The sequence below is a fragment of the Bradyrhizobium sp. 482_C4_N1_8 genome, assembly GCF_052075965.1.
Lineage (GTDB): Bacteria > Pseudomonadota > Alphaproteobacteria > Rhizobiales > Xanthobacteraceae > Bradyrhizobium > Bradyrhizobium barranii.
The window spans coordinates 3,422,963-3,439,929 of sequence record NZ_CP197231.1 but is presented as its reverse complement, the minus strand read 5'-3'; the positions used below and the strand labels follow the sequence as shown (position 1 = coordinate 3,439,929).

At 65.1% G+C, this 16,967-nt stretch carries 16 protein-coding genes and 2 tRNA genes; 6 read left to right on the top strand and 12 right to left on the bottom strand.

Features of this window, described 5'->3' with window-relative positions:
• Positions 1 to 44 precede the first annotated feature (44 nt).
• Positions 45 to 1,685 carry a chaperonin GroEL gene (groL, locus tag AB7Z56_RS16045; protein WP_071912538.1) on the top strand — a complete coding sequence of 547 codons (1,641 nt, stop codon included), beginning with the start codon at positions 45 to 47 and terminating at the stop codon, positions 1,683 to 1,685.
• Positions 1,686 to 1,807: 122 nt separating this feature from the next.
• Here groL and lepB read toward each other — a convergent pair whose 3' ends face one another.
• From lepB to AB7Z56_RS16020, 5 genes are all read right to left on the bottom strand, one after another.
• Positions 1,808 to 2,554, bottom strand: a complete 747-nt coding sequence (gene lepB, locus AB7Z56_RS16040; RefSeq protein WP_354124477.1) for a signal peptidase I — start codon at positions 2,552 to 2,554, stop codon at positions 1,808 to 1,810.
• A 163-nt stretch (positions 2,555 to 2,717) separates the two neighbouring features.
• Positions 2,718 to 3,881: a slipin family protein gene (locus AB7Z56_RS16035; RefSeq protein WP_354124478.1), complete on the bottom strand. Its 1,164-nt coding sequence runs from the start codon at positions 3,879 to 3,881 to the stop codon at positions 2,718 to 2,720.
• Between the two features lie 335 nt (positions 3,882 to 4,216).
• Positions 4,217 to 4,282 (bottom strand) — tRNA-Asn (locus AB7Z56_RS16030).
• Between the two features lie 4 nt (positions 4,283 to 4,286).
• Positions 4,287 to 4,356: transfer RNA gene (locus tag AB7Z56_RS16025), tRNA-Phe, on the bottom strand.
• Between the two features lie 193 nt (positions 4,357 to 4,549).
• Entirely contained in the window at positions 4,550 to 5,383 is an 834-nt protein-coding gene (locus AB7Z56_RS16020; protein WP_071912531.1) for a LysR family transcriptional regulator, read from the bottom strand.
• A 127-nt stretch (positions 5,384 to 5,510) separates the two neighbouring features.
• On the opposite strand from AB7Z56_RS16020, the gene AB7Z56_RS16015 reads away from it, so the two are divergent.
• The 3 genes from AB7Z56_RS16015 to AB7Z56_RS16005 all read left to right on the top strand — a co-directional run bounded on the left by AB7Z56_RS16015 (position 5,511) and on the right by AB7Z56_RS16005 (position 8,217).
• Positions 5,511 to 6,104 carry a cysteine hydrolase family protein gene (locus AB7Z56_RS16015; protein ID WP_354124479.1) on the top strand — a complete coding sequence of 198 codons (594 nt, stop codon included), beginning with the start codon at positions 5,511 to 5,513 and terminating at the stop codon, positions 6,102 to 6,104.
• Between the two features lie 12 nt (positions 6,105 to 6,116).
• On the top strand, positions 6,117 to 6,755 hold the full coding sequence (locus AB7Z56_RS16010; protein WP_354234144.1) for a glutathione binding-like protein: 639 nt from the start codon (positions 6,117 to 6,119) through the stop codon (positions 6,753 to 6,755).
• A 109-nt stretch (positions 6,756 to 6,864) separates the two neighbouring features.
• On the top strand, positions 6,865 to 8,217 hold the full coding sequence (locus AB7Z56_RS16005; RefSeq protein WP_354124481.1) for a caspase family protein: 1,353 nt from the start codon (positions 6,865 to 6,867) through the stop codon (positions 8,215 to 8,217).
• Between the two features lie 38 nt (positions 8,218 to 8,255).
• Here AB7Z56_RS16005 and AB7Z56_RS16000 read toward each other — a convergent pair whose 3' ends face one another.
• The 7 genes from AB7Z56_RS16000 to AB7Z56_RS15970 form a co-directional block, all read right to left on the bottom strand.
• Positions 8,256 to 9,692: an NAD-dependent succinate-semialdehyde dehydrogenase gene (locus AB7Z56_RS16000; RefSeq protein ID WP_354124482.1), complete on the bottom strand. Its 1,437-nt coding sequence runs from the start codon at positions 9,690 to 9,692 to the stop codon at positions 8,256 to 8,258.
• 12 nt (positions 9,693 to 9,704) lie between these two features.
• The gene (locus tag AB7Z56_RS15995) at positions 9,705 to 10,352 is read right to left on the bottom strand and encodes an ATP-binding cassette domain-containing protein (RefSeq protein WP_354124483.1); all 648 of its coding nucleotides are present in this window, start codon (positions 10,350 to 10,352) and stop codon (positions 9,705 to 9,707) included.
• Positions 10,353 to 11,054 (bottom strand): ABC transporter ATP-binding protein, encoded by a 702-nt coding sequence (locus tag AB7Z56_RS15990; protein WP_354124484.1) that lies wholly within the window; start codon positions 11,052 to 11,054, stop codon positions 10,353 to 10,355.
• Positions 11,051 to 11,794 carry an ABC transporter ATP-binding protein gene (locus tag AB7Z56_RS15985; RefSeq protein ID WP_028158494.1) on the bottom strand — a complete coding sequence of 248 codons (744 nt, stop codon included), beginning with the start codon at positions 11,792 to 11,794 and terminating at the stop codon, positions 11,051 to 11,053. Before AB7Z56_RS15985 ends, AB7Z56_RS15990 begins: the two co-directional genes overlap by 4 nt.
• A complete protein-coding gene (locus tag AB7Z56_RS15980; protein WP_354124485.1) occupies positions 11,791 to 12,834 on the bottom strand; it encodes a branched-chain amino acid ABC transporter permease in 1,044 nt (347 codons plus the stop codon). The genes AB7Z56_RS15985 and AB7Z56_RS15980 overlap by 4 nt, the downstream gene beginning before the upstream one ends.
• Before the next feature lie 3 nt (positions 12,835 to 12,837).
• On the bottom strand, positions 12,838 to 13,758 hold the full coding sequence (locus AB7Z56_RS15975) for a branched-chain amino acid ABC transporter permease (protein ID WP_354124486.1): 921 nt from the start codon (positions 13,756 to 13,758) through the stop codon (positions 12,838 to 12,840).
• Positions 13,759 to 13,861: 103 nt separating this feature from the next.
• Positions 13,862 to 15,154 carry an ABC transporter substrate-binding protein gene (locus AB7Z56_RS15970; protein WP_441256356.1) on the bottom strand — a complete coding sequence of 431 codons (1,293 nt, stop codon included), beginning with the start codon at positions 15,152 to 15,154 and terminating at the stop codon, positions 13,862 to 13,864.
• Positions 15,155 to 15,290: 136 nt separating this feature from the next.
• Between AB7Z56_RS15970 and AB7Z56_RS15965 the strand changes: the two genes are divergently transcribed.
• Both AB7Z56_RS15965 and AB7Z56_RS15960 read left to right on the top strand, forming a co-directional pair.
• A complete protein-coding gene (locus AB7Z56_RS15965) occupies positions 15,291 to 16,124 on the top strand; it encodes a MurR/RpiR family transcriptional regulator (RefSeq protein ID WP_028147416.1) in 834 nt (277 codons plus the stop codon).
• 21 nt (positions 16,125 to 16,145) lie between these two features.
• A complete protein-coding gene (locus tag AB7Z56_RS15960; protein WP_071912509.1) occupies positions 16,146 to 16,967 on the top strand; it encodes an SDR family NAD(P)-dependent oxidoreductase in 822 nt (273 codons plus the stop codon).

The window sequence follows — 16,967 nt, the reverse complement described above, 5'->3', positions numbered from 1 at the left end:
GAGCCCCCTCTCCCCACCAGCTAAACACCTAAGGAAAAATCCAGATGTCAGCTAAAGAAGTCAAATTCGGCGTCGATGCACGCGACAAGATGCTGCGTGGCGTCGACATCCTCGCCAACGCCGTCAAGGTGACGCTCGGCCCCAAGGGCCGCAACGTCGTCCTCGACAAGTCGTTCGGCGCTCCCCGCATCACCAAGGACGGCGTCACCGTCGCCAAGGAGATCGAGCTCGACGACAAGTTCGAGAACATGGGCGCACAGATGGTGCGCGAAGTCGCCTCCAAGTCGGCTGACGCGGCCGGCGACGGCACCACCACCGCAACCGTGCTCGCGGCTGCGATCGTTCGTGAAGGCGCAAAGTCGGTTGCCGCCGGCATGAACCCGATGGACCTGAAGCGTGGTATCGACCTGGCCGTGGAAGCCGTGGTCGCCGACCTCGTCAAGAACTCCAAGAAGGTCACCTCGAACGACGAGATCGCCCAGGTCGGCACCATCTCCGCCAACGGCGATGCCGAAATCGGCAAGTTCCTCTCCGACGCCATGAAGAAGGTCGGCAACGAGGGTGTCATCACCGTCGAGGAAGCCAAGTCGCTCGAGACCGAGCTCGACGTCGTCGAGGGCATGCAGTTCGACCGCGGCTACATCTCGCCCTACTTCGTCACCAACGCCGACAAGATGCGCGTTGAGATGGACGACGCCTACATCCTCATCAACGAGAAGAAGCTCTCCTCGCTGAACGAGCTGCTGCCGCTGCTCGAGGCCGTGGTGCAGACCGGCAAGCCGCTGGTCATCGTCGCCGAGGACGTCGAAGGCGAAGCGCTTGCGACCCTCGTCGTGAACCGTCTGCGCGGTGGTCTGAAGGTCGCGGCCGTCAAGGCTCCGGGCTTCGGCGATCGCCGCAAGGCCATGCTGCAGGACATCGCGATCCTGACCGGCGGCCAGGCGATCTCGGAAGATCTCGGCATCAAGCTCGAGAACGTCACGCTCAACATGCTCGGTCGCGCCAAGAAGGTGATGATCGACAAGGAGAACACCACGATCGTCAACGGCGCCGGCAAGAAGGCCGACATCGAGGCGCGCGTGGCCCAGATCAAGGCGCAGATCGAGGAGACCACCTCGGACTACGACCGTGAGAAGCTCCAGGAGCGTCTCGCCAAGCTCGCAGGCGGCGTCGCGGTGATCCGCGTCGGCGGCGCGACCGAGGTCGAGGTGAAGGAGCGCAAGGATCGCGTTGATGACGCGATGCATGCGACCCGCGCGGCGGTCGAGGAAGGCATCGTCCCGGGCGGCGGCGTCGCTCTGCTCCGTGCCTCCGAGCAGCTCAAGGGTCTGCGCACCAAGAACGACGACCAGAAGACCGGCGTCGAGATCGTGCGCAAGGCGCTGTCGGCTCCCGCTCGCCAGATCGCGATCAACGCCGGTGAAGACGGTTCGGTGATCGTCGGCAAGATCCTGGAGAACAAGACCTACGCTTACGGCTTCGACTCCCAGACGGGTGAGTACGTCAACCTGGTCACCAAGGGCATCATCGACCCGACCAAGGTGGTCCGTACCGCGATCCAGAACGCAGCCTCGGTTGCCGCGCTCCTGATCACCACGGAAGCCATGGTCGCCGAGCTGCCCAAGAAGGGCGGCGCCGGTCCGGCAATGCCCCCGGGCGGCGGCATGGGCGGCATGGACTTCTAAGGTCCAACCACCTCAACAACTACGAAACCCCGGCAGCGATGCCGGGGTTTTTGTTTTAGGCAAACTCTCTCCCCCCGTCATTCCGGGGCGCGCGGAGCGCGAGCCCGGAATGACGGGGCCCCTCACCAGACCTTCCCCAGCCGCTCCATGTGCGGCTCGCCGTCTTCATCGAGCGACCAGAATATCAGGGTCACCCGCCCGACGAGGTTGTCCATCGGGATGAAACCCATCGTTGCCATCACGCGGCTGTCGCTCGAATTGTCGCGGTTGTCGCCCAGCACGAAGAAATGGCCGGGCGGCACGGTGTAGACATTGGTGTTGTCGTAGTAGCCGTTCTCGACGCAGTCGTAGGTGATGTAGGAATTGCCATTGGGCAGCGTCTCGCGCCAGCGCTTGACCTTGACGCTGCCATCCAGACCGCAGGCGGTGCCGGCGAGCCCGTTTGCGAGCGCGACGCGCGTCACCGGTCTGTCATTGAGGACAAGCTGTCCCTGCCGCATCTGGATGCGGTCGCCGGGCACCCCGACCACGCGCTTGACGTAGTCGACCGAGGTGTCCTTTGGCGCGCGAAACACGACGACGTCACCGTGCTCGGGCTCGGCGGCAAAGACACGGCCCGAGATCCAGGACGGCGCGAAAGGGAAGGAATAGCGGCCGTAGCCATAAGCATATTTGGCGGCAAGGACGTAGTCGCCGACCATCAGCGTCGGTGCCATCGAACCCGACGGGATGTTGAACGGCTGATACAGGAAGAAGCGAAACAGGAACGGCGGCGACCACAGCACCGGGATCATCAGGATCAGGACGACGATCGCCTTCCATTCCCGCGGCCGGGCCGTAGGGCGGATCGTTTGCTGAAGAGTGGTCATTCGCTTGCCATGGTCGAGATTGTGGTCGTCACCGTGAGATTACGCAACCTTCGCGCGCGTGCAATACCCACTCATGGTTTTGGTCGCACGGGCGCGCGCACGCGTTCATCGCAAGCGTCGACAATGGAGATGTGAAGGGCCGCCCATGGGCGGCCCTTCTGCTTCACGCGCTCTCGGGCGCCTTCAGGCGCACGAGCCGGGTCAGGAGGGCATCGAGGCCCTCGCCGTTGCCGGCATGGAGGTCGATGCGGCCGACCTTCTCGACCAGCCGCTCCAGCGACTCCAGCTCCTTGAGCCGCAGCACCAGGGGGTTCTCCTCCATCAGGCGGGCGGTGTTCAGGAGCGAACGCGTTGCCGCGGTCTCCTCCTGCCGGCGGATCAGGTTCGCCTTCGCGACCCGCTCCGCCTCCACCACCTTGTTCACCAGCTCCCGGATCTCGCCGGGCAGGATCACATCCTTGACGCCGAGCTCGGTCACCTCCATGCCGGACTCCGCGACGCGTGCACGCACATAGTCGCGCAGCTCCGCATCCAGCGCCGCCTTCGCAGACAGCACCTCGTCCAGCGTCCGGCCCGCCACCGCCTCGCGGATCGCGAACTGCACCAGGCGGTACAGCCACGCATCCACGTCGGGCACGGTCGCAACCGTGCGCTCGGGATCGACGATCCTGCGGAACGCCGTCAGCGTCACCCGCAGCGCGATGCGATCCTTGGTCAGCATCTCCTGCGCGGTGATCTCGACCGCCTGGGGCCGCAGGTCGAGGCGCTTCACCTCGATCTTGCGGCCGACGGTCCAGAAGGCGTGCCGGCCGGGCGCAAGCCGCTCCACGAGCCGGCCCTCGACATAGAGCAGGCCCGCCTCGTGGTTCTCGACCACCGCTTCCATCACGACGGTCGAGCGGTTGCGCTCGATCATGGTCAGGTGCCGCGCGCCAACCCGGGGATCGGCGGACACATCGATGCGCTCGACATCGATGCGGGTCGCGACCTTCCAGTAGACGCGCACCTGCCAGGGCGTCATCAGATGCACGGGCCGGCCGTCGAGGCTGACGATGGCGATCTCGTCCGCCTTGGTCTCGATCGCCTCGAACAGCTCACCGGCCAGATCAGGCCGCGCGGCCTTCAGCACCGCGTAGCGATCCGCAGGGAATTCGCTGCGCACCACGTCGAGCACCTCGGCCTTCAGCTCGTGCAGGGGATCGAACAGCCGGTGCTTGCCGGGCGCGAGCACGCGCACGAGCTGTCCGTTGCGCGTGAGCAACGCACGCTCGCCATCCTTCACCGTCACGTTCAGCATCAGCAAATGCCAGGTCTCTTTAGATGTCATGGCACGCCTCCTTCGTTTGCGCCCGGCCGGATGCCGGACAACAGGTTTCGTTTGCAAAGGACGTGAGGACGCGGACGACGCTTCCCGGGAAAGCGGCGGGCCGGGGCTTGAGCTTGCACGATGACGGGCGCACGCGCGCGATCGCTCGACGCGTGTCGAGCGGTCATGCGGAGCCACCCGGCATCAGCGCAAGCGGTATCGACCCGCGGCGCAAAGCCGGTCTCACAGTGTCTAGGTTCGGACGGAAAGCCTTTCGGCAAAACGGCCGGACTGCGACTGAAGCGCGCGTCCGGTCCTCGTCAGAGGTATCAGCTTTTCAGGCTGAAACGGAGCGCTGGAGCGGGATTCGAACCCGCGACAGGATGAGTAACAGTCATCTGCTCTACCAAACTGAGCTATCCTTTGTGCAAGAGACCGGAATCGAACCGATGCCTTCGGGTGTTCAGCCCGACGCTCTCCATGAGCTACGTCCTGCGTTTGCCCTTCATTCGGCGGAACACGAAACCGCAGAGCGGCTCGCGCCAGTCGGGATCTCAGAGAGCCCGAACCCATGGCCTAGCGAAGGAGGGCGCTAATAGACGAAGCACGTTCGGGTTGCAAGGGGGAAAGCCAAGATTTTTCGTCACGCACTCCGCACTGTGACGCGATGATCACAATGCGATGTGACGTCAACCGCGCGACGTTTCCTGAAAACACGCCCTCACCCAGTCGATCGTCACACGCGTCGCGGGATCGCGCTTGAGGTGGTTTTGCACCAGCAGCCAGGCGTCGCGCCGTTTCGGCAGCAGCGTGGCGCGCAGGCGGCGATCGCCGAGCAAGTCCGCGCAAACATACTCCGGCAACACGCCGGCGGCCCGATGCGCGCGGATCAGGTTACGGATGACGCGAACGTTGTCGGTGACGCAGCGCGCACGGGCTTGCTTCATGCGCAGGAATTGCATCTCGGGAATGGCACCGAGTTCGTCCGGATAGGCGCACAGCACCGGCTCGCCCTCGGTCGCAACAGGCTCGAAATAATAAATGCGGATCTCGCCGAGCCTGGAGATCGCGAAGTCACCCTTGTCGGGTTTGCGCAGCCGGATGGCGAGATCGGCTTCCCAGCGCGAGAACTTGACGTTCTCGCTCGAGGTGAGGAATTGCAGCGTCAGGCCGGGATTGGCGCGCAGGAAGTCGCTCGCGCGCGGCGACAGCACCTCCTCGGCGAACGTGTTGGTGGAGGCGATGCGCAGGCGGCCCACCGGACCTGCCAGGCTCGCGCCAACGCGACCGATCTCGGCGGCATGTGCGGCCATCGCCTCGACATGCGCCAGCACCGCCTCGCAACTCCGCGTCGGCCTGCGGACGCCGTCGGCGGCCTCGAACAGACGCAAACCGAGCGCACGCTCGATGCGCGACAGCCTGCGCCCGACCGTGGTCTCGTCGATGCGCAGCCGCGCGCTGGCGCCCGCGTAGGTGCCCTCGTCCCTGACGGCGGCGATGATGCGCAGATCGTCCCAGTTCATTGCGTCAGGTTATACCGGCCGGGAGCAGCCTGCAATATCGCAGCCACCCGCTGCAATATCCCTGCATATCGGCAGGCATTCCTGGGGCTATGTTTGTGCAGCCTTTTGCCCCGGAGATTTCCAGACCATGACGACCGCAAAGACCCTGCTGCAGCTCGCCGGTGCCGATCTCGACCCGCCGCGTCTTGGCGACGCTGCGCTGGTGCTGATCGATATCCAGAACGAATATCTCGCAGGTCCCCTCGCTCTGCCCGACGCGGGACCTGCGATCGCGCGGGCGGCTGCGCTCCTGGCACGGGCACGCGAGAGCGGAGCCGCGATCATCCATATCGCCCATCGCGGCAAGTCCGGCAGCCTGTTCGATCGCGGTGCCGACCGCGGCGCCATCGTCGCCGAGCTGAGCCCCCGCGCCGGCGAGCTGGTGATTGAGAAGGAGTTGCCGAATGCGTTTGCCGGCACTGATCTGCAGGCGCGCCTTGCCGCAACCGACAGGAAGAACATCGTACTGGCCGGCTTCATGACGCATATGTGCGTCAGCTCCACCGCCCGTGCCGCGCTCGACCTCGGCTTTCGCACGACTGTTGACGCCGATGCCTGCGCCACGCGCGACCTGCCCGACGGCCGCGGCGGCACGCTGGACGCCCGAACCATCCACGAGGTTGCACTCGCCGAGCTATCCGACCGCTTCGCGATCATCGCGCGCGGCGATGCGCTGAAATAACGGAGCAACGCGATGCTGCAGCTCTATTTCTCGCCGATGGCCTGCTCGCTTGCGAGCCGCATCGCGCTGATGGAAGCCGGCCTCGATGCGCGCTATCATCTGGTGCATCTCCGGACCAAGACGGTCGCGGACGACGACGGCGATTTCCGCGGCGTGTCGCCGAAGGCCGCGGTGCCGGTCCTGGTGCTGGAGAACGGCGAACGGCTGACCGAAAGCGCGGCGGTGCTGCAATACATCGCCGATGCGAAGCCGGAGGCGGGTCTCGCGCCCCGCTTCGGCGATCCCGACCGCTACCGCCTGCAGGAATGGCTGAGCTTCATCGGCACCGAGATCCACAAGGCATTCCTGTTTCCGACCTTCTGGTACAAGGACGACGGCTCGCTCGCTAAGCCGCGTGCGAGGATCACGCAGACATTGGCGGTGCCATCGGCGCATCTCGCGGACCGCGAATTCGTCGTCGGTGACCGTTTCACTGTCGCGGATGCCCACCTCGCCTGGGCCCTGCTGCTGCTCCGTCCCGCGGGCGTCGACATCGCGCAATGGCCAAGCCTGTCGGCCTATCTTGCGCGCATGCAGGCGCGGCCCGCCGTGCGTGATGCGATTGCAACCGAGATGGAGCTACGCAAGACGGTGGCGGCAAACCCGGCGTGACAGGATGTCACGGTCGCCAAATCTGACGGGTCCACAGCGAGGGCATTGATACCGACGCGGCATGCGCTAATCTGGGGGATATTTTTCGATATTTCCCTGGAAGGCATTCATGCGTGCTCCTTCTGGAATTTTGCGTCATTATTTCCTGCCCCTCCTCGCCCTCTGGCTGAGCCTTACCCCCGCATCGGCGGACACGCGGGTCGCGCTGGTGATCGGCAACGGCGCTTATGTCTCTACGGCGCAGCTACCCAACCCGTCGCACGATGCCGAAGACGTCGCAGCCTCGCTCAAACGCAGCGGTTTCGAGGTGTTCCAGGGAATCGACCTGCGCCAGGCCGACATGCAGGACCTGACCATCCGCTTCGCGCGCGCCGCCAGCCGCGCCGACGTCGCGATGTTCTATTACAGCGGCCATGCGATGCAGTACAACGGCGTGAACTATCTGATGCCCGTCGACGCCGTGCTGATGGATGAAGCAGACCTCAAGCGCTTCGTGCGGGTCGACGACATCGTGAACGATCTGCAGCAGGCCAAGAATTTGCGCATCCTCGTGCTCGATTCCTGCCGCGACAATCCGCTGGCCGAAACCTTGAAGCGCTCTGCCGGCTCGACGCGCGCCGCCTCGATCGGACGAGGCCTGTCGAAAGTCGAGGCGCCGCGCGGCACGATCGTGTCGTTCTCGACGCAATCAGGGCAGGTCGCCGCCGACGGCACCGGCCGCAACAGCCCCTACACGACCGCGTTCCTCAAGCATATCGAGGAACCGCAGGAAATCGGCGACGTCTTTCGCGACATCAGCAGCGACGTCTATGACTCCAGCGGCAAGACCCAGCTGCCGGAGCTCTCGCTGTCGATCATCGGCAAGTTCTACCTGAACGGGCCTGTAACGGTCACGGTCGCGCCGGCGGCCCCCCAAGCTGCACCGAAGGCCGATCCCTGCGCGGCCGCCGAGGCGCACTGGAAGGCTGCTGAGGGCATCGGCACGCTGGGTGCCTTTGAGGATCATCTCGCGAGATTCCCGAACTGCATCTTCGCCACCCTCGCCAAGGCACGCATTGAAGGCCTGAAGCAGAAAGTGGCGGTCGCGCCGAGCGGCAATGCCAGAACCACCGGCAGCAAGGATTTCGACGGCAGCTGGGACGTGACGTTGAACTGCCCGGCTTCCGGCAAGGCGCAGGGCTTCACCAGGCCCCTGGTCGCCACCGTGACCAATGGCGTGTTTCACGCCGAGGTGCAGGGTACGGGCGGTGTCAATCGGCTGGAGATCGACGGCCAGATCCCCGCGGACGGCAAGACGACCTTGAGCGCGCGCGGCACGACCGGGGCGAGCACCTACACACTCAACAATCTCGCACCCGGCTCGCCTTACGCCTTTACGGTCGATGCGCAGTTCGATCGCACCCGTGGCAGCGGAAAGCGCAACGAGGCGCGTGCCTGCAACCTGGTTTTCGTCAAGCGCTAAGCCGCGCGATGATCGCGCGGCCTCGCGTGCACGCCCGCTCACACGCCCGTCTGGCTGATGAACTTGGTGTTGAAGTAGCCTTCCATCGCCTCGGTGCCGCCTTCCGAACCATAGCCGGAATCCTTGATGCCGCCGAACGGCACCTCGGGCAGCGCCAGACCAAAGCTGTTGATCGACATCATGCCGGCCTCGACCGCCGCGCCGATCGCAGCCGCCGTCTTGGCCGAGCTGGTGAAGGCGTAAGAGGCAAGGCCAAAGGGCAGCCGGTTCGCCTCCTCGACCACGTCGTCGAATGACGAGAAGCGGGAGATCAGGGCGAGCGGGCCGAACGGCTCCTCGTTCATCGCGCGCGCATCCTTCGGCACATCGCTCACCACGGTCGGCTCGAAGAAATGGCCCTTGTTGCCGACACGCTTGCCCCCGGTCTCGAGCCTGGCGCCCTTGCCGACGGCATCCTGCACCATGCCTTCGATGGCGGTGACGCGGCGCGGATTGGCGAGCGAGCCCATTTTGGACTCGGGATCGAGGCCGTTGCCGACCTTGAACGCATTGGCGCTGTCGACGAATTTGTCGATGAATTCGCGGAACACGTCGTCCTGCACCAGCATCCGCGTCGGCGAGATGCAGACCTGGCCGGCGTTGCGATATTTCGCCGCCGCCAGAATCTTCGCGGCCGACGCGACGTCGGCATCCCCAAAGACGATCGCCGGCGCATGGCCACCGAGCTCCATGGTGGCGCGCTTCATGTGCAGGCCCGCAAGCGCATTGAGCTGCTTGCCGACATGGGTCGAGCCCGTGAAGGAGATTTTCCGGATCACCGGATGCGGGATCAGATATTCGGAGATCTCCGACGGCACGCCGTAGACGAGGTTGATGACGCCGTCGGGCACGCCCGCGTCCGCAAACGCGCGGATCAACTGCGCGGGCGAAGCTGGTGTCTCCTCCGGCGCCTTGACGATGATCGAGCAGCCGGCGGCGAGCGCTGCGGAAAGCTTGCGCACGACCTGGTTGATCGGGAAATTCCACGGCGTGAACGCGGCGACCGGGCCGACCGGCTCCTTCATCGCGATCTGGTAGATGCCGGGGCCGCGCGCGGGGATCAGACGGCCATAGGCGCGCTTGGCCTCCTCCGCGAACCACTCGATGACGTCAGCGGCGGCCATCGCCTCCATCTTCGCTTCACCAAGCGTCTTGCCCTGTTCCATCGTCAGCAGCAGCGCGATCTCGTCATTGCGCTCGCGCATGATCGCAGCGGCCTTGCGCATGATCCGGCAGCGCTCGAACGGCGCAACGTTACGCCAGACCTTGAAGCCGGCGGAAGCGGCGGCGAGCGCCTCGTCGAGATCGGATTGGCCAGCATGCGCGACGGTGCCGATCACCTCCTCGGTCGCGGGATTGCGCACCTCGATCGCTTTGCCCGAATGGGCCGGGCGCCATTTGCCGGCAATGAAAAGCTGCGTGTTCGAATAGGCCAACGGAGTCTCCTTTTAGGTCGAGCTGTGACAGATGGCGTCCGCGGCGCGCGTCATCTCCGGTCCGAGATAGAGGCGGAAGCGCGGCTCGGCGGTGAGCGTGCGGAAGTCCGCCATCCGCGTCACCCCGCCGCCGGCGACGAACAGGAATTGCCCGGCGATCTCGGCGAGGATGTCGAGGTGCCAGCTAGCTGTCGGATGCATGCAGAGGATGACCAGCCTGCCCTCGTCGCGCAGCTTGCGGAAGAAATCGAGCATGAAGCCGATATAGCCGTCCTGCAGGTTGAACTGCGGTTCGTCGAACAGATGAACCAGCGGCGTCCGGGTCGGCGACGGCACCAGCAAGGCGGACGGAATGCGCTTGCGAAAACGCCGGACCTGATAGGACTGGTGATAGTGGATCGCGAGCCGGTCGCGCTCGCGATATTTGACGCCATGAATATCGGTGCCCGCGACCAGCACGCGGCCCGAGGTCGGCGCGTTGGAGCCGGTCATCATCTCGAACAGCGTCGTCTTGCCGGCGCCGTTCGGCCCGACCACGCCGACGATACCCGGCTCTCCCAGCGACAGGTTTGCCTGAAGCGTGAACGTCGGACGGCGGATGACGCGGCCCCTGGTGTAGACCTTGCGAACGTCATCGAGGACGAGCAGCGGTGCGGCCACTTATTGTACTCCCAACAAGCGCTGACGAAGGGCGCGGTCATCGCGCAAGACGGCGGCCTCGCCGGTCCAGACGATCCGGCCGCGATCGATCACCGCGGCATGGTCCGCGACCGACAGCGCGATCTCGGCATTCTGCTCGACAACCAGCGAGGCGATGCCCTCGTCCTTCATGCGCAATATCGTCGCGAGCACGTCGCCGACGATCTTTGGCGCAAGACCCTGGCTCGGCTCGTCGAACAGGACCAGTCCCGGCGAACCGACCAGCGCGCGCGCAATGGCGACCATCTGCATCTCGCCGCCCGACAGGTTCTCGCAGTCGCGCTCCATGAGATATTCGAGCGGGGAGAAGATCGCGGCTGCCTCCTTGACGCTCCAGTTGCGAAAGCGCGTGCGCTTCTGCGCGATGGTGAGGTTGCGCGCCACCGACAAGGTTGGGCACAGCCGCCGGTCGTCGGGCACCCAGCCGATGCCGGCGCGCGCGATCTCGTGGGTCGGATCGCGCGTCACGTCATGCCCGTCGAAGCGAACCGCGCCACGACGCGGCCGCGTCAGGCCGAGAATCGAACGGAGCATGGTGGTCTTGCCGGCGCCGTTGGGCCCGAGCAGTGCAAACACCTTGGCGTGCTCGATGGCGAGCGAGGCGCCGAACAGCGCCTGGGTCTCGCCGTAGAAGGTATCGACCCCGTCCACTTCGAGGATCATGCGAACTTCCCGAGATTGGAACGACGCACCCATTCGTTCTGCTGCAGCTCGTGCGGCGTGCCGCGCGCTACCACCTGGCCCCAATGGATGACCGAGATGCGATCGGCGAGCGAGAACAGGAACTCCATGTCGTGCTCGATGGCGACGATGGTCAGCCGGCCCTTCAGGCGCGCCACTAGAGCTGCCAGCCGCTGCACGCCGTCGGAGCCGAGGCCGGAGGTCGGCTCGTCCAGGCACAGCACGCGCGGGGCCTGCGCGAGCGCGACCGCGATCTCCAGCGCGCGGCGGTCGCCATAGGACAGGTCTTTGGCGCGGACATCGCCCTTGTCGGCAAGCCCGACCGCGGCGAGCGCTTCGGATGCCTGCTCGGCAAACCTGCGATCTCCAGCCGCCGCCCGCGCGATATCGAGGCCACGGGCGCGAAACGCGGGCAAGCCCATCATGACGTTGTCGCGGGCGGAGAATTCGTCGAACAGGGTCATGATCTGAAACGAGCGGGCGATGCCCTTGGCGGCGATGCGGTGCGGACTCAATCCCGTGACATCCTCGCCGCCGAGCAGGACTCGGCCGCGGCTCGGCTTCACCCTGCCGGTGAGGACGTTGAAGAAGGTGGTCTTGCCCGCGCCGTTCGGGCCCATCACGCCGTGAAACTCGCCCTCGGCAACCGCGAGATCGACGCTTTCCAGCACGACGCGATCGCCGAAGCGGACGTGCACACCTGCGGCCTCGATCATGCTCATCGCCCGCCCCCGACCAGCAGACGCATCGCGGACGTGCCGCGTCGCCTTAGCGCGTTCAATGAATGCTGCTGCACGACGGCCGACAGCGCGCCCGCAATGCCTTCCGGGCGGAACAGCACGATCGCAATGAACAGCAGACCAAAATAGAGCATCCAGGCATTGGTCAGCGCCCCGATCACGTCGCGCGCGGTGAGGAAGAGAAACACGCCGATCACCGGCCCCCAGAAGCTGACGAGCCCGCCACCGACCAGCGTCATCATCACGACGTAGCCCGATTGATGCAGGCTCATCACATCGGGGAACGCGGCGAGCTGCGCCATCGCGAACAGTCCGCCGGCAAAGCCGGACACGGCCGCCGACAGTGCGAACACCGATGCCTTGTAGAGCCATACGTTATAGCCGAGATGGGCGGCGCGAACCTCGCTCTGCCTGATCGCAGCGACCACGCGGCCATAGGGCGAATGCACCAGCCGCCACAAGACGGCGGTACCGACCGCGAACACCGCGAGCACGAAATAGTAGAACGCGACATTGTCGGTGAGATCGAACGACACCAGCCCGAAATCGGCCGGCAGCCGCTTAATCTTGAGAAGCCCATCCTCACCGCCGGTGATGCGGTGCGACTTGATCGCCAGCGTCCAGAAGATCTGGCCGAAGGCGATGGTCATGAAGGCATAGTAGATGCCGCGCCGGTGCGAGATGAACAGCGCCACCAGCACGCCGGCAAGCCCCGCGACCACGGCCGCGGCAGCGAGACAGATCCAGAGATTGGCGACAATGTCGAACTGGCAGAGCCCGAACGCATAGGCGCCGATGCCGAAATAGGCGCCATGTCCGAACGAGGGAAGTCCGGCCGTGCCCAGCACCAGGTTGAACGCAAGCGCATAGAGCGACCAGATCAGGATCTCGATCCCGAGATAGGGATAGAGCCCGATCCGCGTGATCCAGAGCGGCACGGTTGCGAGCACGAGCCAGAGCACCAGCATCGTCGGCGTGACGAGGCGCGCAGCGTCGGATGACGATTTTGATCCCACAATCATTCCCTAGGCCTCGAGCACGCTTTTCTTGCCCCACAAACCGCGCGCACGGAACGTCACGACGGCGACCAGCAGGATGTACATCGACAACAGCGACCATTCGGACGCGTAAGCGCCGGCAAGACCGACACAGAGTCCGACCAGCAGCCCCGCCACGACAGCGCCCCAAAAGCTGCCGACGCCGCCGAGCACGATCACCAGGAACGCGGGGATGACGGCATCGACGCCCATATGCGGACGAATGCCCCAGATCGGCGCAACGATAATGCCCGCGATCGCGGCAAGCATCGTGCCGAACACGAAGACCAGCAGCCGCAAGCGCGACAGGTTGATGCCAAGCGCGCGGACGATCTCGCTGTCATGGGCGCCGGCCTTGACGGTTGCGCCGAACGACGTCTTTTCGATCAACAGCCAGACCAGGCCGATGATTCCGGCCGCGATGCCCGCCGCGTAGAAGCGATAGGTCGACCAGATCAGGTCGCCGAACAGGAAGCCGCCGTTGATGGCGGACGGAACCTGCAGCACATAGTCCCGCGTCCCCCAGACAAGGCGGATCAGCTCCTCGATCACCATCGCCGCGCCGAAGGTCAGGAGCAGTCCGTACAGCGGATCCTTGCCGTAGGTCCGCCGCATGCAGAGCTCGATCAGCATGCCGACGAGGCTCACGATCACGGGCGCGATCACGAGCGTCGCGACATAGCGCCAACCCAGCGGCAGCGCGAGCCACGCTTTCGCAAGATCGGCCGGCAATGGCGGGCGCGGTCCGGTGAGCTGCATGGCGACATAGGCCCCGAGCGCGAACAGAGACCCATGCGCAAGGTTGATCTGCTCCATCAGCCCGACAATGAGCATGAAGCCGAGCGCGATCAGCGCGAACAACAGGCCAAGCGTCAGGCCATTCAGGAGATGCGGAAGAAGGTCGAACAAGGTTTTGACTCTCGCAACTGGCATTGCTCCCCCAAGCCCTCAAAGGCCCGGGCTGCGGCGCGCGACATGCGCGCCGCTCGTTCCACGACGCGACGCACCGTCGCTAGGAGTCGACGGTCGGCACCTGCTCGTAGGGCGTGAGCTTGCACTTGCCGGGAGCAGCGTCATCGGCTGCCGATTTCGGCTCGGTCCAGCTGATGATATCGAACAGATCGGTGTTGTCGGCCGGCTTGGCGTTGCGCCGCGCCAGATAGATCGTCTGCTGCATCTGATGCGTCACGGGATCCATGTAAGCGTCGAAATGCTGCATGCGATCGGTTGCCGAGACCTTGAGGTTCTCGATCTCCTTGATGATCTTGACGTTGTTGGTCGACCCTGCCCGCTCGATCGCACGGAGCAATTCGCGCGTGCTCATGTAGCCGTTGTAGGAGACGTTGCCCGGCACCGGGATCGGGCCGTCCTTGTTGGCGGCCTGCCATTTCTTGACGAAGTCGGCGACGCCGGGCAGCTGCAGCTTGTGATACCAGGTGGTGCCGAACACGCCGAACAGGCTGTCGGGCGCGCCCCAGACGTCGGGCCAGTCCTGCTGGTTGTTGATCCAGGCGGGCTTGCCGTCGAGCTTGAGCTGCGCCACCTGCTCGCGCAGTGCCTTGATGTCGTCGCCGCCGATCGCAGTCGCGACCACGTCGGGTTTTGCTTGCTGGATCTTCAGGAGGTAGGCGGTGAAGTCGCGGGTGTTCTGCGGCACCAGCAGATTATCGATGATCTTGCCGCCGGCAGCCTCGACCTGCGCTTTGGTCGCGGCAGACGTGGTGTGACCCCAGACGTAGTCATTGGTCAGCAGCATCCAGTTCTTGCCGATGGAATCGACTGCGTTCTTGACCGATGCCTTGGAGAAATTGGTGCCGTTGCCGTCCCAGACGAATTTCACACGCGAGCAATTCTCCCCGGCCTCGCTCGGCGCGGAGGAATTGGTGTTCATGTAGATCACGCCGTATTTGCTGGCGACCTGGGTGATGGCGTTAGCGACGCCGGAATGCAGCGCGCCGATCAGGATGGTGCAGTCCTCGCGGGTGATGAAGCGTTCGGCGACGCGGCTGCCTGTGGCCGGCGTCGTCTCGGTGTCCGCGGTGATGAACGAGATCTGGCGTCCGAGCACGCCGCCTTTGGCGTTGAACTCGTCGATCGCCATCTTGATGCCGCGGAAATCGTCCTGGCCGCTGTTGCCGTATTGGCCGCTGGCGTCGCAGGTCAGGCCGAGCTTGATCGGCTTGGCGCCCTGCGCCCACGCGTGATTCTCTTTCCACGGTCCAAAGAAGCTGCCGGTGCCGCCGATGACGCTGGCCATCAAGCTGCCCTTCAGAACGCTTCGCCGTGAGATCTGACGCCCTCTCATCGTTTCCTCCCGTTTTCGAAGTCTTTTGCTTTTTTCTGCGATTAGAATATTCATTCCATTTGTTATGTAAAGTAGAATATTTGATCCAAACGGTGAAATGCCGTTAAACAGGCGACCGATCCGGAGACCCGAGACGATGAACAAGGCACAAGGCGCGATGAGCTACGACGAGCTGCGCGGCGCCATTGCGCAGCGGCACCGGGCGCTGTCCGGCCGGCTGCAGCAAATCGCGGAGTTCGTGCTCGATCACCCGACCGATGTCGCGCTCGGCACCGTGGCGGAGGTTGCGCAGCGCTCGGGCGTGCCGCCGTCGGCAATCGTTCGCTTCGCCCATGCACTCGGCTTTGGCGGCTTCACCGAGATGCAGCAGGTGTTCCGCTCACGGCTCGTTGCCGGCGTAGCACCAAGCTACAAGGCGCGGCTCGCCCGCATGAAGAGCGAGGAGAAATCGGTGCTCGGCCGCCAGCCCGCCGCGGTGCTGTCGCGCTTCGTCTCGGAAGCGCAATCGGCGCTGGTGACGCTGAGCCAGTCCGTGCATGCGCGCGAACTCGACGCCGCGACCGCGATCCTCGCCAAGGCGCGCGACATCTATCTGCTCGGCCTCGGCGGCTCGTTTCCGGTTGCGACCCACCTCGCCTACGTGCTGCGCAAGCTCGGACGCCGCGTCGTCCTGCTCGACGGCACGGGCGGCAGCATCCACGAGCAGTCGCATGCCGCAACCACGGAGGACGCGCTGGTCGCGATCAGCTTCCGGAACTACTATCCGGATACGGCGCGGCTGTTTCCCGAACTCGTTGCGCGCGGCGTGCCCACGATTTCCATCACCGACAGCCTCCTAAGCCCGATCGTCGAAGGCGCGAGCGTCGTGTTCGAGATCCAGGACATGCCCGAGCCGGCGCTGCGTACGCTGGTCGCACCGATGTGCCTCGTGCAGGCGATGGCGATCGGGCTCGATCTCGCGGCAGACTGACATTCACAACAGGAGAAGATCATGGCTGCACATGACGGGAAAGTATTGTCAGGACAGGTGGCGTTGGTGACCGGCGCGGGACGCGGGCTCGGACGCGCCTTTGCAGAGAAGCTCGCCGCGCTCGGCGCCGATGTCGCCATCCACGGCATGCGCGAGAACGGGCCGGCGGAATATGGCGAGGGCACCACCCTCACCGCGGTGGCGGCAGAAATCGGCCAGCAATTCGGCGTCCGCAGCCAGCGCGTGCTCGGCGACCTCACCAGGGGCGAGGACATCGCGCGCGTGATCGCCGAGACGGAGGCCGCGCTCGGCCCGATCGACATCCTCGTGCACAATGCCGGCGGCGACATCGCAGCCGCCGGTGGCAAGCCCGACCCGAACGACGCGGTGAACATCAAGGAGGCCGATGTGCGCGCGGTGCTGGAGCGCAATCTGCTCTCGACCATCCTGACCTGCCAGGCGGTCGCGAAGGGCATGATGGAGCGGCGCCGCGGCCGCATCGTCACGCTCGGCTCGGTCGCCGCGTTCAAGGGCCGCACCCAGGGCTCGATCTACGCGGTGTCGAAGGCTGGCGTGACCCACTACACGCGATGCCTGGCCGACCAGCTCCGCGCCTACGACATCGCCGTCAACTGCATCGCGCCCGGCGATACCCGCACCGGCCGTTTCCTCGGCACGCGCGCGGTGGACCCCGACAGGATGGTCGAGACCGGCACGCTCGACCGCATCGCGACCGTCGACGAGGTCGCGCGCGTCGTCGAGTTCTTTGCCGGTCCCATGGGCGCCTTCGTCTCGGGCCAGGTGCTCAGGATCGACGGCGGCGGACAGTGCTGGCCGGGCTAA

Coding starts and splice junctions, on each gene's coding strand:
- groL (WP_071912538.1), top strand. CDS start 45: ATGTCAGCTAAAGAAGTCAAATTCGGCGTCGATGCACGCGACAAGATG.
- AB7Z56_RS15990 (WP_354124484.1), bottom strand. CDS start 11,054: ATGATCCTCGAAGTGGACGGGGTCGATACCTTCTACGGCGAGACCCAG.
- AB7Z56_RS16020 (WP_071912531.1), bottom strand. CDS start 5,383: ATGAACTGGGACGATCTGCGCATCATCGCCGCCGTCAGGGACGAGGGC.
- AB7Z56_RS16010 (WP_354234144.1), top strand. CDS start 6,117: ATGCTGCAGCTCTATTTCTCGCCGATGGCCTGCTCGCTTGCGAGCCGC.
- AB7Z56_RS15970 (WP_441256356.1), bottom strand. CDS start 15,154: ATGAGAGGGCGTCAGATCTCACGGCGAAGCGTTCTGAAGGGCAGCTTG.
- AB7Z56_RS16005 (WP_354124481.1), top strand. CDS start 6,865: ATGCGTGCTCCTTCTGGAATTTTGCGTCATTATTTCCTGCCCCTCCTC.
- AB7Z56_RS15965 (WP_028147416.1), top strand. CDS start 15,291: ATGAACAAGGCACAAGGCGCGATGAGCTACGACGAGCTGCGCGGCGCC.
- lepB (WP_354124477.1), bottom strand. CDS start 2,554: ATGACCACTCTTCAGCAAACGATCCGCCCTACGGCCCGGCCGCGGGAA.
- AB7Z56_RS15960 (WP_071912509.1), top strand. CDS start 16,146: ATGGCTGCACATGACGGGAAAGTATTGTCAGGACAGGTGGCGTTGGTG.
- AB7Z56_RS16035 (WP_354124478.1), bottom strand. CDS start 3,881: ATGACATCTAAAGAGACCTGGCATTTGCTGATGCTGAACGTGACGGTG.
- AB7Z56_RS16015 (WP_354124479.1), top strand. CDS start 5,511: ATGACGACCGCAAAGACCCTGCTGCAGCTCGCCGGTGCCGATCTCGAC.
- AB7Z56_RS15985 (WP_028158494.1), bottom strand. CDS start 11,794: ATGAGCATGATCGAGGCCGCAGGTGTGCACGTCCGCTTCGGCGATCGC.
- AB7Z56_RS15980 (WP_354124485.1), bottom strand. CDS start 12,834: ATGATTGTGGGATCAAAATCGTCATCCGACGCTGCGCGCCTCGTCACG.